General features: G+C 51.6%; 11 protein-coding genes and 1 pseudogene. 6 read left to right on the plus strand and 6 right to left on the minus strand.

The annotated features are described in order from the left end of the window. Positions 1 to 9: 9 nt before the first annotated feature. The 3 genes and pseudogenes from wbaP to NDI45_RS12090 all read right to left on the minus strand — a co-directional run. Positions 10 to 1,452: an undecaprenyl-phosphate galactose phosphotransferase WbaP gene (gene wbaP, locus NDI45_RS12080; RefSeq protein WP_190794441.1), complete on the minus strand. Its 1,443-nt coding sequence runs from the start codon at positions 1,450 to 1,452 to the stop codon at positions 10 to 12. Between the two features lie 24 nt (positions 1,453 to 1,476). Beyond that, complete coding sequence (locus NDI45_RS12085) at positions 1,477 to 2,610, minus strand: glycosyltransferase (RefSeq protein WP_190794440.1); 1,134 nt, start codon at positions 2,608 to 2,610, stop codon at positions 1,477 to 1,479. A gap of 83 nt (positions 2,611 to 2,693) precedes the next feature. Continuing rightward, positions 2,694 to 3,203, minus strand: a pseudogene (locus NDI45_RS12090) (M23 family metallopeptidase); the annotation flags it as partial. A gap of 1,016 nt (positions 3,204 to 4,219) precedes the next feature. Between NDI45_RS12090 and NDI45_RS12095 the strand changes: the two are divergent. From NDI45_RS12095 to NDI45_RS12110, 4 genes are all read left to right on the plus strand, one after another. Beyond that, entirely contained in the window at positions 4,220 to 6,679 is a 2,460-nt protein-coding gene (locus NDI45_RS12095) for a GAF domain-containing protein (RefSeq protein ID WP_348247470.1), read from the plus strand. Between the two features lie 279 nt (positions 6,680 to 6,958). Next, on the plus strand, positions 6,959 to 7,756 hold the full coding sequence (locus NDI45_RS12100; RefSeq protein ID WP_348247471.1) for an alpha/beta hydrolase: 798 nt from the start codon (positions 6,959 to 6,961) through the stop codon (positions 7,754 to 7,756). A 558-nt stretch (positions 7,757 to 8,314) separates the two neighbouring features. Beyond that, entirely contained in the window at positions 8,315 to 8,698 is a 384-nt protein-coding gene (locus tag NDI45_RS12105; protein WP_190794437.1) for a response regulator, read from the plus strand. A gap of 113 nt (positions 8,699 to 8,811) precedes the next feature. Further along, entirely contained in the window at positions 8,812 to 10,686 is a 1,875-nt protein-coding gene (locus NDI45_RS12110) for an ABC transporter ATP-binding protein (RefSeq protein WP_348247472.1), read from the plus strand. A gap of 4 nt (positions 10,687 to 10,690) precedes the next feature. Here NDI45_RS12110 and NDI45_RS12115 read toward each other — a convergent pair whose 3' ends face one another. Then, the gene (locus tag NDI45_RS12115) at positions 10,691 to 11,332 is read right to left on the minus strand and encodes a class I SAM-dependent methyltransferase (RefSeq protein ID WP_348247473.1); all 642 of its coding nucleotides are present in this window, start codon (positions 11,330 to 11,332) and stop codon (positions 10,691 to 10,693) included. A gap of 252 nt (positions 11,333 to 11,584) precedes the next feature. Here NDI45_RS12115 and phnD point away from each other — a divergent pair, with 252 nt between their 5' ends. Both phnD and NDI45_RS12125 read left to right on the plus strand, forming a co-directional pair. After that, complete coding sequence (gene phnD / locus NDI45_RS12120) at positions 11,585 to 12,493, plus strand: phosphate/phosphite/phosphonate ABC transporter substrate-binding protein (RefSeq protein ID WP_190794434.1); 909 nt, start codon at positions 11,585 to 11,587, stop codon at positions 12,491 to 12,493. A 156-nt stretch (positions 12,494 to 12,649) separates the two neighbouring features. Further along, entirely contained in the window at positions 12,650 to 14,434 is a 1,785-nt protein-coding gene (locus tag NDI45_RS12125) for an ATP-binding protein (RefSeq protein WP_348247474.1), read from the plus strand. Positions 14,435 to 14,560: 126 nt separating this feature from the next. Here NDI45_RS12125 and NDI45_RS12130 read toward each other — a convergent pair whose 3' ends face one another. Further along, positions 14,561 to 16,051, minus strand: coding sequence for a 1-acyl-sn-glycerol-3-phosphate acyltransferase (locus NDI45_RS12130; protein ID WP_348247475.1), 1,491 nt, complete (start codon positions 16,049 to 16,051; stop codon positions 14,561 to 14,563). A 123-nt stretch (positions 16,052 to 16,174) separates the two neighbouring features. Further along, entirely contained in the window at positions 16,175 to 16,396 is a 222-nt protein-coding gene (locus NDI45_RS12135; protein ID WP_348247494.1) for an SMR family transporter, read from the minus strand. Positions 16,397 to 16,411: the final 15 nt, after the last annotated feature.

The raw sequence follows: 16,411 nt of genomic DNA on the forward strand, positions 1-16,411 counted from the left end.
TCGTTCAGTCTAGTAGGCTCCTTCCCCAGTCACCACGACCCAGATCGTCCGCGCCAGAATGTAGACATCGAGCCAGACCGACCAGTTTCGCACGTAGTAGGCATCAAGGCTGACCCGCTCTTCGTAAGTAATGTTATTGCGTCCCGATACTTGCCAGAGTCCGGTGAGCCCGGGGACGACTTTGGTATAAAGAGAGAATTTGTCTTTATAGCGTGGAATTTCTTCTTCAACGATCGGGCGAGGTCCAACCAGGCTCATTTCGCCTCGCAGGATATTCCAGAGTTGGGGCAGTTCGTCCAGGCTCGTGCGGCGCAAAAACCGTCCCACCCGAGTGACACGCGGGTCGTAGCGCAATTTCTGATCGCGCTGCCATGCCTCGTTCATTTCAGGATGGGCTTCCAGGTAGTCCTTTAAAACCCGATCGGCGTTCTGAACCATTGTGCGAAACTTCCAGGCTTTGAACTCCTCTCCACGCTGACCGAGACGAGTCTGCCCATAAAAGATGGGTCCCGGTGAGTCGAGCTTGATCAACAGCGCAATGATCACAATCATCGGCAGCAGAATAAACCCGCCCAACAGTGTGGCAATCAGATCGATCAAAAACTTGGCAAATCTGGGTCCGGGCAACAACAATCGCTGCCGCACTTCCAGCCCCAAAACGCCGCCCATGTCTTTTGCCGAAACCCACAGACTTGCAAACTCAAACAGGTCAGGAATAATCAGCAAATGGGCAAAGCCGCTGCCGTATTGCTCAATCACATATAGCAGCCGATGTCGTGCCACTCCAGGCATCGCCACGATCGCATAAGGAATATGTCGTTTGCGTGCCAGCTTAGGAGCCAGTGCCATTCCACCAATTACCGGAACGCCGTGCAGCAAACCATGCTTTTGCGGGTCGTCGTCCAGCACCAGGACAGGCTTCAGACCGATTCCGGGACGACGCTTCAGCGTCCGAATCACCATTTCCCCGGTTTTGCCTGCCCCCAGCACCACGACCGGATAGCCCCACCAAGGCTGTGGCGCAAAGATCGATCGCACCAGGCCGCGACACAGGGGAACCAGCACCAGCGAAAACATCCAGCCCAGCACAAACACGCCCCGGTCATATACTTCGCCTTCGCGCTGCATAAACAGGGTGGCTGCCAATGCCAGATAAATTAGCGTGGTAGACAGACTGAGCCAGCGCATTTCATCCACTGGGCTGATCGCAACCGCCGGATACAAGCCGATCGTTGCATAAGCCAGCACAAATAGCCCCAGCGTCGGAAAGAGCTGCCAGTAGAGGGTAGGCTGCAACTGTCCTTCTAGAAATAAATGCAGGTAGACGCTCAGTATTGCTGCAAAGCAGAGTGCCAGCACGTCTGAGGCAATCATCAGCGCAAACGTGGGTAACGATCGCGTCGAGAGCGATAGCGTCACTAAGGCAGGTCGTAACGTTCGGTTTAACTGCATTGCAATCGATTACTCCTCACGTCACTACTCTAGGGCATCTCCTGCTGAATCTTGCTGAAAATCTGACCATTTTTGCGCTACATACTCAGAAAATGCCTGACGAAAGCGATCGGTTGAGAAACGATCGGCATTTTGCTGTAAATCAGCAATCTCAAACGCAAATTTGCCCGATTCAAACAGACGCACGGCTGTCATTAAGCTTTCGACCGTTTGTTCAGCAAACAAAATCCCGGTTTTGCCTGGAATCACCGTTTCGACCGCTCCCCCTTTACCGTAGGCGATCACGGGTGCGCCTGCCGCCTGTGCCTCAACCAGCGAAATGCCAAAATCTTCTGCCGCCGCATAAACAAACGCCCTGCATCGTTGCATATAGTGGACGATCGCTTCCTCCGATTGGTGTCCTAAAATTTCAACATTTCTGCCTGCGATCGCCCGGAGCTGTTTTTCGCCCGCTCCGCCCCCGATGACCACAAGCGGCAAGCCCAGACGGGTAAACGCCTCCACAATTACATCCACTCGCTTGTAGGGCACAAACCGGGACAAGGTGAAGTAAAAATCTTCTCTTTGGGACGGGGCACGAAATCGATCGATCGCGACGGGCGGATAAATCACGTCTGCCTGCCGCCGATAGGTTTTCCGGATCCGCTGCGCCACATAGCGCGAATTGGCAATAAAGTGATCGACCCGGTTAGCAGTCGCCAGATCCCACAGTCTGAGATAATGCAGCGTCAGGTTAGCAACTCCCGCCTTGACTCCCCTTTTCAGGTTTGCGCCTTGAAGATACTGCTGCTGCAAATCCCAGGCATAGCGGACGGGCGTATGCACATAAGACAAATGAAGCTGATCGGGGCGCGTTAAAACGCCTTTCGCCACTGCATGATTGCTAGAAAAAATTAAATCGTAATTGGATAAATCAAACTGCTCGATCGCCAGAGGCATCAGGGGTAAATATTGCCGGAAGTGAGGATTGGCAAACGGAAGACGCTGGATAAACGAGGTCTTAACCGACTTGTTGCGAATAAAATACCGCAAATCTTCCGGCAGAAATTCGACCAGGCTAAATAAATCTGCCTCTGGATAGAGACTCAAAATCTGCTCGACGACTCGCTCCGATCCAGCGTGAGTCACTAGCCATTCATGCACGATCGCAACTTTCACTGCTGCCTCCCACCCCGACGCTCTGTTTAAAAATTGTCCCAGGTTGAAGGAGGTTTCAACAAGTTTTGTTGCTTTTCGATCGATTACTGCATGCCCTGACGGCTGACGCTGGCTGCCTGCTGCTGATTGGCATACATTGCCCGAATTACAAGAGCCGGATCGACCCAATTGCTATCGTATTTCAAGCCCCAGTGCAGATGCGGCCCAGTGGTGCGTCCGGTCATGCCGACTCGTCCGATTCGGTCTCCTGCGCCGATGGTTTGACCCAGCTTGATTTGTAGTCCACCTTCGCGATCGAGCAAGTAGCGTCCGCTGCCGTCTTCTTCGACGTGACCTTGCATGTGACAGTAAATGTGCGTCCAGGGTCCAGATTCCACCACCACCGAACTGCCACAGTTGGTATTGTCGGTGACTTCAACCACTTTGCCTGCCCACCAATTGCGAATATAGCTGCCTTCGGGAGCTGCCAGATCTAGCCCGTAGTGAAACTCCTGGCTGTAGCCACCCGTTGCAGACTGCCGATAGCCAAAAGGCGACGTATAAGCCTGGAAATTTTCGACCGGAAACGATGCGCCGTACCAGTTGCCCGTGGCGATCTGCTGCGGATTGACCTGAGCGACCTGCTGCGGTTCCCTAGCCGAGTTCAGGGCGATCACCCCTTTGGAGGACTGCGAAGCCGACTGCGATTGCGATCGGGACTGTGGCTGGGGTGATTGCGACTGCGATTGCGCGACTGTTGAACCCGAAGCAGGTCGCACCTCAAAATTTAGGGCAGTTTCCTGCGAGGGAGGAGCCGGAATTTGAATGGCAGGGGTGCGATTGTCTAAAGCAACATTCGGCTGATTGCTCAAGTCCCAAGCGTTGACCATTTTTTCGCCAAACTGGAGGGCGATCAGGGTACAGAGGCTAATTCCTGCCAGCAGAAAGAACCTGGCATAGCGTTTAACTGTTTTCTGCGTCATTTTTCTGCGTCATCAACTTTCTGCAATCTGGTCTGCAATCTGGATCTGCAAGGGCTTCCGGCACAGGGGGCTGGAATGGGTCAAAAATTCACGCACAAGGAAAAAGTTTCGATCGATCGCCTTTCAGCACATTCAGGCGGAAACGACTGCGATCGGTAAAATCCGAAGCGTCAACACAGTACCTTAGCAAAAATTGATTTCCGATGACACTAAAAGCTTAATCAGCCCCTAAAACTTTAAAGGCAGAAATCAAAGCAGAAATCAACTTAAGTGCTAGATGTGAGCATTGGCCCCGGTAAACAACGCTAGACTTGGCTGGCTTTTACAAAGAATAGACAGATTTTGACAAATTTTCCAGAGGTTGAGCAAGGTTGAAGCCGGTTGATTATTGCGACTGCCGTAACCCAATCGCTCGAATCACTCCGGTCGCAAATAAAGTCTTAGTGAACTCAGGGGATCTTCGGTTGACTGTCATCCAACAAAGAGGATTAATCAGTATGGATACGAACAGTTACTTAAAGCAAAAGAAAAGTAAAATTTTCCTTAAGTAGTTTTACAAGTAATCTTAGTTTTACAAGTAATTCTAGCTTTACAAGTAATTTGACGTTTTGCCTTTTCCCGCACCGCTGTGGTGATTAATAATGGTCATGAGTGACGTTTCCCCCAGCTTACTGACTGCCCTCGCTCAGGTCGATCGGGCGCACGGGCTAACCGAGCGGATGCAGGCATTGCCCCTGGAGCAATTCCAAAAGCTTCTGGAGCGCATTACTGGGGAGTTTCAGCACTTTCTCAAGGCAATCGAGCTAATCAACGACGAAACGCTAGAAACGCTGCTGGAGCAAATTCTAGAAGCATTTACGCTGAAGATCGGGCAGCTTCTAAACGCAGACCGCACCACCATTTTTCTGGTTGATCGAGAGAAGGAGCAGCTCTGGTCAAAAGTTGCTCAGGGCGCAGACGGAGAGCTGATCGAGATCCGCGTTCCCCTACGAGCTGGGATTGCAGGTCAGGTGGCAGTGACCGGAGAATGCCTCAATATCCCTGATGCCTACGAACATCCGCTGTTTAACCCCGAAGTCGATCGCCAGACCGGATACCGCACCCGCACTATTCTCTGTATGCCCGTGCTGAGCATGAGCGGTCAGGTGGTTGCTGTTGTGCAGCTCCTCAATAAGCAAAGCGACGCTCCATTTGATGCTCAGGACGAACGTCTGTTTGGCGAGTTTGCTAAATCAATAGGCATTATTCTCGAAAGCTGTAATTCTTTCTACATCGCAGCTCGAAATCAGCGCGGCGTATCAGCTTTGCTGAAGGCAACTTCTTCGCTAGGGCAAAGCCTCGACCTCGAAAAAACCCTGCGCGTTGTCATGACCGAAGCCCGCATCCTGATGCAGGCAGACCGCAGTACCCTGTTTTTGCTCGATCGCGAAAGCAACGAACTCTGGTCAAAGGTAGCAAAAGCAGACGGCGAAACCCTACTCGAAATTCGCATTCCAGCCGATCGGGGGATCGTGGGTTTTGTTGCCTCCACCGGACAATCGCTCAACGTTCCCAATGCCTACGAAGATCCCCGGTTTGATTCCACCGTCGATCGTCAGACCGGATACCGCACCCGTACCATTCTCTGTATGCCCGTCTATAACTCTGAGGGCAAACTGATTGGTGTAACTCAGCTCATCAACAAACTCCAAGGCACGTTTAACGCCTCAGACGAAAAGTTTATGCAGGCGTTCAATATTCAAGCCGGGGTCGCGCTGGAAAACGCCCAACTCTTCGAGCGAGTGCTGCTGGAAAAGCAATATCAAAAAGACATTTTGCAGAGCCTTTCGGATGCGGTGATTTCAACCAATACTAAAGGCGAAGTTGTCACAATTAACGAGGCAGCTCTGCGACTACTGGGCTGTGGTGCTCCTAAGCAGGAATCCGCCCAGAGCGATCGATCGCGGCAAAACCATGAACGGCAGGAACACCAGGCATGGCAGCAACGGTTGAGTGGTCAGCTCGTCTGGGAGGTTGTGCCGATCGATCACCTTCAGATGCGCCTGCACGATAGCCTCACCTACGGAGCGAAGCACTACGTCCCCGAACAAACGCTGAACCTGGGCAATAGCCCGTTCTGGCAACAGTTTGAATCACAGGGGCATCAGCCGATCGAACACAGCATTAATTTAACAGTGAATCCGCTCACTAACCCGGAAGGACAGGTGCGGGGCGGGCTAATTGTGCTGGAAGACATCAGCCAGGAAAAGCGCATGAAGGCAACGATGTATCGCTACATGACGCCGAGCGTGGCAGAACGAGTAATCACGCTGGGCGAAAACGCGCTGCTGGGTGGCGAACGCAAAGAAGTCACAATCCTCTTCTCGGACATTCGGGGCTATACCTCCCTGACTGAAAAGATGGAGGCGGCTGCAGTGGTGTCGCTGCTAAACCACTACTTTGAGACGATGGTGGAAGCGGTGTTTAACTTTGAAGGCACACTCGATAAATTTATTGGCGATGCGCTGATGGCCGTGTTTGGCGCACCCCTGCCGATCGAAAACCATGCCTGGAAAGCTGTTCAGTCTGCCCTCGATATGCGCCGACGACTGGCAGAGTTGAACCGCGCTCGCACTCAAGCAGGGAATCCGCCCCTCCGCATTGGCATTGGCATCAGCTCTGGGGAAGTCGTTTCGGGCAGCATTGGCTCCCAACGCTTGATGAATTACACGGTCATCGGCGACGGCGTGGATGTCAGCTCTCGTCTAGAAGGAACCACGAAAGAATACGGCTGCGATATTATCCTCAGCGAATACACCTATCGCCTCTGCGCGGATAAAATCTGGGCACGCGAACTCGATCGGATTCGGGTAAAAGGCAAAACCAAACCTGTTTTGATCTACGAGCTGTTAGGCGATCGGCGATCGCCCCTTGATACCAACACACAGGAATTTCTGCATTTTTATCAGGCAGGGCGCACTGCCTACAGCAACGGCTGCTTTGGACAGGCGATCGACTACTTTAGACACGCAAAACGGCTGAGGAGCTTTGATCCGGCAACCGAATTATATCTGCAGCGATCGCAAAAACACTTGACCAACCCCTCCGCAGCCTGGGAAGCGGGCTAAAGCTCGTTTGGGGAAGAATGCTCTTTTACGTGAATCGGAAGGCATCATGCTAAAGCTGGATGTTTTTCGTCCATTTAATAAATTATTCTTATTTTGATACATACAAGCATTACAGCCTTTTTCACTCACTTAAGGTATGGGGAGTGTGGAGGCTTCGCACCCATCCAAGGGTAAAACTTCTGCACCCCATTTTTTATACTTCTTTTGTACTTCATCAGCCTGAAAACGGCTGTATTGCTTCATCACAGCACTATTGCGAAACACGGCTTAAGCAATCGAATGAAAGACCAACTCAGAGGACACTCTATTCAGCTCGGACAGGGCAAGCTGTTCTATCGAGCGGCGGGCAATCTAAATCAGCAGACCCCCATTTTCTTTTTACATGGTTGGGGCATCTCGACGGAACCTTATCAGGAAGTGCTGTCGCTATTTGCGCGTTCCCATGCGCTGGTTGCGCCAGATTTGCCTAGTTTTGATCAGTCCAGCGATCCCCGGCTATTTACCAGCTATCAGAGCTTTGCCGATCGCCTGATCGAACTGCTCGATCTGCTGAAGCTGGAATCGGTGCATTTAGTCGGCCATTCACTGGGTGGCGGGATTAGCATTTGGCTGGCAGCGCACTATCCCGATCGCGTCAAAAGCCTTAGTTTGATAGACAGTACCGGAGTTCCGTCAGGTTCGGTTCCCGAAGTGCTGCTGAGGCGATCGATCGAGATGCCGTTGCAGCTTTCATTGCCCAAGCTGAAGCTTCAGTTTGTGGACATTCCTCAAGTGTTTGCCAACAATCTGCTGATGAATTTGCCAAATGTGATCAGCGCACTGCTGATTTCGCTAATGGAAGACATCACGCCTCTACTGCCCCGGATTCAAGCTCCCAGTCTTATTTTATGGTCCAAAAAAGACCTGACCACGCTGCTGCCCTGCGCTGAAACGATGACGAAAATGATTCCTGATTCTCGTCAGGTTCTCGTGGAGGAAGGCTATCACGAATGGGGACTGCTCTATCCCGAAAAAATGACGACGATCGTGCTGAATTTCATTCATGAAATTGAAGCTTGTGCTGCGGTGGCAGCGTGAAATAAAACGAGGTTCCCTAGTTGGGGCAGCTCTTCAGGACGCGAAAATTTAATCGCATTGCTAATAAGATTCTGAAAAAGCTGAACGAGCAGCGTTTCATTGCCGCTCCCCGTTGGCAGCAAATTTCTATCAAGGGTTGTTTGTTCTGCCAGGATTGAACTGCGTAAATTTTCGATCGCCTGCTGTATAACCGGATTTCAGTAAACTAATTCAAAAAACTAATTCAAAAATCTGTGCTTCAGGCTGAGTTCTGCCATACTTCAGCGTATCCACGATGGTTTTTTGCATTCGATGGGTTGCCGTTGCGATCGATCCCAAACATTGTTTCGCATCTTCATCCAGCGATGCCTAATATTTCACTGTTGTGATTTGCTTAAAGAGCTTCAAATGGGTTGAGTACAAAGCTTGAGGTGGAAGGACACGCTCAATCGTTAGCCCTCAATCACGATAAAAGGCTAACCAATCTGGGTACTCTACCCCTGCTCCTCGTCGTTAACAAACGATCGCCGGAACACAAGCCATAACAGAATTGCTAGAAAGGATTTTGAGTGGAAGCTGATGAACGCGAAGCGAATTTTAATCATCGATGACGAAGAAGACATTCGAGAAATTGCACAAGTAAGTTTGAACCTTATGAAAGCATGGGATGTTGTCACCGCCGCTTCGGGTGAAGAAGGTACGAAACTAGCAATCCTGACCCAGCCCGACGCCATTCTTCTAGATGCAATGATGCCTGAGGTAGATGGAGTCGAGACGTTAAAACGGCTCCAGACGCACCCCGCAACGCGAGTAATTCCAGTCATCATGCTAACAGGGGCAACGCAACCTTCAAAGCGGCAAATTTATCTTCAGGCAGGAGCCAGAGCGATTGTGCAGAAACCCTTCGATCCGGCTCAGCTTGGCTGTCAGATTGCGGCTGCTCTGGAGTGGGCACAGACATAGGACGATAAGACGGTAGCTATTTGCCCCGATCGATTTCCCCATTGATTCTTGGCATTGATTCCCCGCATCAGGACGGCACAATAGAACAATGTCTTTAAGGAACGCTGATTGTAATGAAGCCTCGCCGTCCTGCTACTGATTTGTCTGCCTTGCATCCTGCCCCTGCCGTTCATCCACTTCGCCGTCTGCTGGACTATGGGCGACCCTATCGATTGCAGATGCGACTGGCAACGCTCTGTTCAATTTTGAATAAATTTTTTGATCTGGCTCCTCCTGTCCTGATCGGTGTGGCGGTCGATGTGGCAGTGAATCAGCAAAACTCCTGGCTGGCAAATCTGGGGATAGTGAACATTCGATCGCAGTTTGTGATTTTGGCGATTCTCACGTTTATTATCTGGAGTCTGGAGTCAATTTTTGAATATGCTTACGGGTGGCTATGGCGCAACCTGGCGCAGAAGCTTCAACACGACATGAGACTCAATGCCTACCAGCATTTGCAGGAGCTAGAGCTGGAGTATTTTGAGGCGAGAGACAGCGGCAGATTGATGTCAATTCTCAACGACGATATCAACCAGCTAGAGCGGTTTCTTGACTTTGGCGCGAACGATATTTTGCAGGTGCTTACAACAGTGCTTGTGATCGGGGCGGGCTTTTTTATCCTGGCTCCCAGTGTGGCGTGGATGGCAATGCTGCCGATTCCGTTTATTTTGTGGGGGTCGATCGCTTTTCAAAAACTGCTTGCGCCGAGATATGCAGACGTGCGCGAGAAAGTGAGCCTACTCAGTAGCCGCTTGTCGAATAATCTGGGCGGCATTGTCACGATCAAAAGCTTCACCACCGAAGCGTATGAGGTCGATCGTCTGCGTCAAGAAAGTGAGGCATATCAGCAAAGCAACCGCCGCGCCATTGCCCTCAGTGCTGCCTTTGTACCGCTGATTCGGATCATTATTTTGCTGGGATTTACGGCTTTGCTGGTGTTTGGTGGTCTGCAAACGGTGGAAGGCAAGCTGGCAGTGGGAACTTATAGCGTCCTGGTCTTCATGATTCAGCGATTGCTGTGGCCCCTCACCCGGCTGGGCGAAACGCTCGATCAGTATCAGCGGGCAATGGCTTCGATCAATCGCGTTATGGGCTTGCTCGATACCCCAATCGCCATTCATTCTGGCGAAATTGCCCTCAATCGCAACGGTTCCACGCCACCTGCCCCAAGCCTGCATCCGGCCAACGGCTTCCATGCCTCAACGTCCACGGTACGCGGTGAACTGGTGCTAAAAGACGTAACCTTTGGCTACCGCGATCGTCCTCCGGTGATTCAAGACCTGTCGCTGCATATTCCTGCCGGAAAAACAATCGCGATCGTTGGCTCTACCGGATCGGGCAAAAGTACGCTGGTAAAGCTCTTGCTGCGGCTTTATGAAATCCAGTCGGGCAGCATCACTCTGGACGGCATCGATATTCGCGATCTGGAACTGCATAGTCTGCGGCAGGCGATCGGCTGGGTCAGTCAGGATGTGTTTCTATTTCACGGCTCTGTTCTGGAAAATATTATCTACGGCGACCCCAGCGCAAGCTTGTCAGAAGCGATCGCCGCTGCCAAAATTGCCGAAGCCCATGACTTTATCGAACAGTTGCCCCAGGGCTACGACACGATCGTCGGTGAACGGGGACAAAAGCTTTCCGGTGGTCAGCGGCAGCGACTCGCCATCGCCCGTGCTGTGCTGAAAAATCCGCCGATCCTGATCCTGGACGAAGCCACCTCTGCCGTTGATAACGAAACCGAAGCCGCCATTCAGCGATCGCTCGACCAGATCACCCAAAACCGCACAACGATCGCGATCGCCCACCGCCTCTCGACCATCCGCAACGCCGATCGAATCTACGTGATGGAATACGGCAGGCTGATCGAACAGGGCAAACACGAGGAATTGATCGATCGACAGGGCGTGTATGCAAGCTTATGGCGGGTGCAGTCCGGGATTCGATCGTAGTGGATCAATTGCGCTGAGCAATTACCGCATAAAAAGGGTCAGTTCCGCCAATCCCCAACATTTGCAGGAAACTGGGAACGTTGCCCTGCCGCATCACCACTTCGGGTTCGCTGAAACCGGGAATCGCTTTGAAATAGCGTTTCACTAGCTCCACGCGATCGTCTTCAGAGCCATCTCGCCACGCCTGAATCGCCTTCTGGTAAAACATCCGATTCGAGAAGCTGACGATCGCAATCCCACCCGGTTTCAAAACGCGGTGAATCTCCGCAAACACCGCTTCGGGACGCTGAAGATACTGCACGGAAACCGTATTCAGCACGGCATCAAAGGGCTGATCAGGCAGGGGAAAAAGCTGATTGTCGTTCAAATTCTGCACAAAGTAGTGATCCAGACGCGGATTGCGGGCAAGCTCCTCGGCGTTGAGTCCGTGTCCTTCGACGTGAGCAAACTTCATCTCGTCCGGCAGATGGGAAACCCAGCTACTCATCATGTCAAAAATGCGCGTATCAGGCTTCAGCCGTTCCCGGTACAGGTCGGTCAACTGCTGAATAAAATGCTCATCGACGTGGGTGACAAATCGCGGCACGCTGTAAAACTCGCGATCGTCCGATTCATCCAGCTTGGTGCGTTGAGGGGGTTGCAGCATCGGGGGCAATAATCATGACTCTACTCTTCCTAGTTTAGAAAACTTATTGCAGGAAACGAGTTGAGCAAAGGCTTGTCCCAATCGGCTTGTCAGGAAGGCTATCAGATTTGAGCTAAGCAATTTCACGGGCTGAAGCGTTTTGCACCAGAAGCAGCAACGCCTAAAAAACGAGTACATTTACATACCCGCTGACAGGAATTTACTTGATATGGTGTAGGCGAATTAATTTTATTCTTAACCTTAGCATAACCTATGAAACGACGCAACTTTATTGTTTGTTCTACGTTGTTCGTCGTCTCCAGTTGCACAGCCGCAACAACACAGCCAAACCGCACGAGTGGCAACCCATCTGCTGGAACTCAGATGAGCAAGCCTGAAAAACTGCGCTTTGCGGTGTCTGATGTCAAAGGTATCGAGGATCTGCAAAAGGACTATGAAGCACTGCGAGTTGTCCTGGAACAAACGCTGGCAACCCAGGTTGAGTTTTTCCCGGTTGAGAGCTACATCGCGGCGGCTTCGGCTTTGCAGCAGGATCAGGTCGATCTGGTGTTCACGGGTCCGTCGGAATATGTGGTGATGCGTGCCCGCACGAATGCGGTTCCGGTTGCCGCCATTAAACGCGACAGGTACTACCCGGTGGTTGCGGTTTTGGCAAATCGTAATATTCAGTCGCTGAATGACTTGAAGGGTAAGACGATCGCGATGTGGGAAGTGGGTTCGACCAGCGGCTATCTGGGTCCAACAAAGCTGTTAATCGATGCCGGGCTAGACCCTAAAACCGATGTCAAAATCGAGCTGATCGGCAAGAAAGGACTTCCAGCCCTCAAAGACGGCAAAGTAGATGCTTGGGCAGGCTCAATTCGGCGATACGAGCAGTTTCTAGAATCTGAACAACTGACTCCAAACAATTTGCCGCTATTAACCAAAGGAGCCGATTTACCCGCTGATCCCTTTGTGGTGAGCAGTAAGCTGGATGCCGAATTTGTCGCAGAAATGCGGAAACAGTTGTTTCAGAACCAGGACAAGCTTTTAGAAGCGATCGCCCCGGCGGATGGTGCAAAGTTTACTGGAGCCAAATTAATTGAGGCGCAGGATGTCGATTACGACATGATTCGCGAAGTCTATCGAGCGATCGGACAGGGTGCGTTTTTGCAGGGCTAATTTGAATGGCGTTAGTTTTTGGTTATGCATAAATTTTGGGAACCGGGTAGAGCCAACTCCCCCAACGAGGTAACTGCTTCACATCGTTCTGACCCCTGCGCTGATTCGAGTTCACCAGAAATCACGCAGAATGCGCTTTGTAAATGGTGGGCTAGAGTGTCGCAACCGGGTATTGCCAGAAAAATTGGCTATGGCTATATGCTGGCGATTGGGGTTGCTACACTGGGAGCAACGATCGGCTTGATCGTGGGTGACTATTACCAGAAACAGGCGCAGACCCAGCTTGCGATCGCCCGTAAGCAACAATCGCTCCTGACGAATCTGGAACACGAAATTTTAGAACTTCGATCGCATCCCCAACGCCTGGTGATGGTGTTTGGAGACTCAATCTGGTTTGATTTTGAGCGAACAGCATTTCTGACTCGCGTTCGCGAAGCACAGGAGTTGGTCGCTGAACTCAACGCCTTTATTGAACGCAATCCCCATAATTTGGCGATCGGGGCGACTGGATCAAAAAAGCTGGCAGAAGAATACGAAACGAACACAGAAGCCTATGCTGACTGGGTGCGAACGATTTGGCAGCAGCTCAACCCAGGCAGCCTGACTCAGCCGGAAATTCCAATTGCTCAACAAAGCCTCCTGGCATCTCTGCGGCAAGAACCCGCGATCAGGCTGGATGTCAAGTTTGAGCAGCTTGCAGAGCAATTACATCAAGCCCTGGAAACCGCGCAGAAGCAGCAGGATGATGCCGACATCCAGCTACAAACTGCGGAAGCCCTGCGGCTGCAAATTATCCTGACGGGTCTGGCAGTTGCAGCCGCCATCGCAGCTCTGCTAGCACTCTACACCAGCCGTGCCATTGCTCGACCAATCGAAGCCGTCACTCAGGTTGCACAGCGAGTCAGCCGTGAGTCAGATTTTCAGTTGCAGGCTCCAGTTCTCAGCCAGGATGAAGTGGGGGTTTTGGCAATTGCTTTTAACAATCTGATTCGGAAAGTGGCTGAGTACACCCATGCGCTCGAACTCAGCCGTCAAACGCTAGAAGACCGTGTAGAGGAGCGAACCCAGGAACTTCAGCAGGCACTTGACCATGTGAAGAAAGCCCAGTTGCAGCTCGTGCAGGCAGAAAAAATGTCCAGTTTGGGGCAGCTTGTGGCGGGCGTTGCCCACGAAATTAACAATCCAGTGAACTTCATTCACGGGAATCTCAGCCACGCCAGTCAATACACCCAGGATTTGCTGGAACTGCTGGACCTTTACCAGTGCCAACTGCCCAATCCCCCGTCGGCAATTCAGGACAAAGAAGAGGACATTGATCTGGCTTTTTTACGCCACGACTTACCTAAACTGCTGCAATCGATGAAGGTTGGGGCGGAGCGAATTCGAGAAATTGTTCAATCGCTGCGAACTTTTTCCCGGCTGGATGAAGCCGCAATCAAAGAAGTGGATATTCATGAAGGACTGGACAGTACGCTGATGATTCTGCAAAATCGCCTGAAGGGGAAATCTGATTATCCAGCAATCAAGGTTATCAGGGAGTATGGCGTTTTGCCCCTGGTTGAATGCTACGCCGGACAGCTCAATCAGGTATTTATGAATATCTTGAGCAATGCGATCGATGCTCTAGAAGAACGGAATATTCAGCAATCGCTCGTTGAAATCGCAGCCCCGCCCCGCACAATTACCATCCGCACTCAGGCGATCGATCGCATTCAAGTTGCCGTTTGGATCAAAGACAATGGACCGGGTATGACTTCGGAAGTTCAACAGCAGTTATTTAATCCGTTTTTTACAACAAAGCCTGTGGGTAAAGGAACAGGAATGGGGATGTCAATTAGCTATCAGATCATTACTGAACGTCACCGAGGAAGTTTAGAGTGTATTTCTGAGCTGGGGAAAGGGACGGAATTTGTGATAACAATTCCAATTCGATCCATGTAAGTAGCTGGGCGCAATTAAACGATGGATGAAGATGGGGATGGAGGGGGCACAATCCCCTCCTTAGGGCTTCGCCCCAAACCCCGCTTAATCTGCCATTTAATTACTCTGCCATTTAATGACAATGACCTACTTAGTACGGATTTGCTCTGCTGATATAAACGATTCGTCCTGCGAGAAAATCATTTGTTCCAGAGCATTCTGTAAATCCTGAGTCAGGGTGGCGACGGCTTGGCGGCGATTGGTTTGATAGCCTGACCATCGATCGCTGATCGAAATGGGTTCGCCGATCGTGATAAAGGCTTTTTGTTTACCCAGGCGAGGACGGGGGAACGGAAATTTTCCTTTCAGGCGAGTGACCGTATCCCAGACGAGCAGCAGCATTTCGGCAAAGCGTTCGGCGGTGGGCTTTTCGAGAACATAGCGTCCGGTGACGCTGACGAAGGTTTCGACTAAGCGCATGTGCCACAGCCGCAAATCGGATTCTTCGGCAATGCGATCGGCTAGACCTCGCTCCACAGGCGGCAGTTGCTCAATATCTTTGATGTCTTCGCGATAGATCCAGTCCCAGCCAGCCTGCTCCAGACGGCGACAGCGATCGGTCAGCGTTCCTTTAGGAGCGACTTTGAAAAATTCCTCGGCGACGGAAAGAGCCGTATTTAACAGGGTTTGCAGCCGCATGGCAAGCCGTATATTCGCTGGATCGCTTGCCTCGATCGCGCTAGGCGTAGGAATCATGCCTGTTCCCGCTTCGAGCGTCGTCGGGGCTTTCAGTTCCCGGTGATAAAAGCGGATGTAAAACTGCTCCATCTGCGTCAGCAAATGCTCTCCCAGGCGAATCAGCCTGCGATACTGACGTTCCTGAGCGGGAGTGAGTTTAGCCTCATCCGGGAGAGGAACGCTCTTAGCCTCCACTTCGCCCGCTAGCCCGCAGTCTGTCTCTAGCTCCGTCATCAAGCGATCGATCGCTTCCCACGGTTCCGAGACGTAGTGATACTGAATGCCGATCGGCAAAATCACCACTCGCTCGGTGCGTCCGGCTTTGTGCAAATCTTCCTGACACCAGAAGCCAAACTGGGCAACACCAGGTTCGATCGGGCTAACGATTTCGTTGTGTCCGTTGGTTGCGCCTTCAGGAGCGGCAGCGATCGGGAATTGTCCTTCCGCAAAAAGCTGTCGTGCCGATCGCAGCCCAGAGAGATCTACTTTGCCGCGTCGAATCGGCGTGCCGCCCAGCCGGGGATAGAGCCAGGAGACGAGCGAACCTGCCCAGAGGGGAATGCCGCGATCGTAAATAAAGTGCGAGTGAACCGGAGCCTGAAGCCGAATGCCCATTGCTGCCGCCGTTCGGGGAACGCAGCGCGAAACGAGATGAAACATACAGAGCGGGTCATTCGAGCTGGGATGCCGGAACGCCATCATAAAGCGCACCTTACCCGCCTGAAATTCTTCGTAGAGCTTCACCAGTGTTTCGACCTGGTTTGCCTCTATGTCTACCACCTGCTCACGCCAGCGTATCCAGGAAGGCGCAGCAAGATGAGTCATTTGACGTACCAGAGGATCGTAGTTTGGCGGCAGAAACTCAAGCGGTGGCTGAGCCTGGGTGATGAAGTTCGGCAAGGGACAATCTCCAGCAGTGCGGTCTTTAGTGCTGTCTTTATTGTGCAAGCTGGTTTTGCTTCTGGGGCAATCTTTGTGCCGCGATCGATCACTGTCTCAATTTGTTGTTCATTCCCTTCCGACCTACCCCTTGCCCAAATTCAGCCCAACCCTGCCGATCGTAATTAGCGCAATACAAATTACTTTTCCCAGCCCCATTCCTTCGCCAAACAGCAGCACACTTAGAATGGATATACCCGTCACGCCAATCCCAGACCACACTGCATAGACAACGCTAATTTCAATTTCTTTTAAGAACAAACTAAAACAGAAAAAAGAGAGCGGATAGCCGATCGCCGAGCCAATTCAATAAACAGGCTT

Origin of the sequence: Leptolyngbya sp. GB1-A1 (genome assembly GCF_039962475.1) — a bacterium.
Taxonomy (GTDB): Bacteria; Cyanobacteriota; Cyanobacteriia; order Elainellales; family Elainellaceae; genus Leptolyngbya_A.

Excerpts from the sequence above, each read along its gene's own strand:
- phnD (WP_190794434.1), top strand. The coding sequence starts at position 11,585 with ATGAAACGACGCAACTTTATTGTTTGTTCTACGTTGTTCGTCGTCTCC.
- NDI45_RS12110 (WP_348247472.1), top strand. The coding sequence starts at position 8,812 with ATGAAGCCTCGCCGTCCTGCTACTGATTTGTCTGCCTTGCATCCTGCC.
- NDI45_RS12105 (WP_190794437.1), top strand. The coding sequence starts at position 8,315 with ATGAACGCGAAGCGAATTTTAATCATCGATGACGAAGAAGACATTCGA.
- NDI45_RS12115 (WP_348247473.1), bottom strand. The coding sequence starts at position 11,332 with ATGCTGCAACCCCCTCAACGCACCAAGCTGGATGAATCGGACGATCGC.
- NDI45_RS12095 (WP_348247470.1), top strand. The coding sequence starts at position 4,220 with ATGAGTGACGTTTCCCCCAGCTTACTGACTGCCCTCGCTCAGGTCGAT.
- NDI45_RS12100 (WP_348247471.1), top strand. The coding sequence starts at position 6,959 with ATGAAAGACCAACTCAGAGGACACTCTATTCAGCTCGGACAGGGCAAG.
- wbaP (WP_190794441.1), bottom strand. The coding sequence starts at position 1,452 with ATGCAGTTAAACCGAACGTTACGACCTGCCTTAGTGACGCTATCGCTC.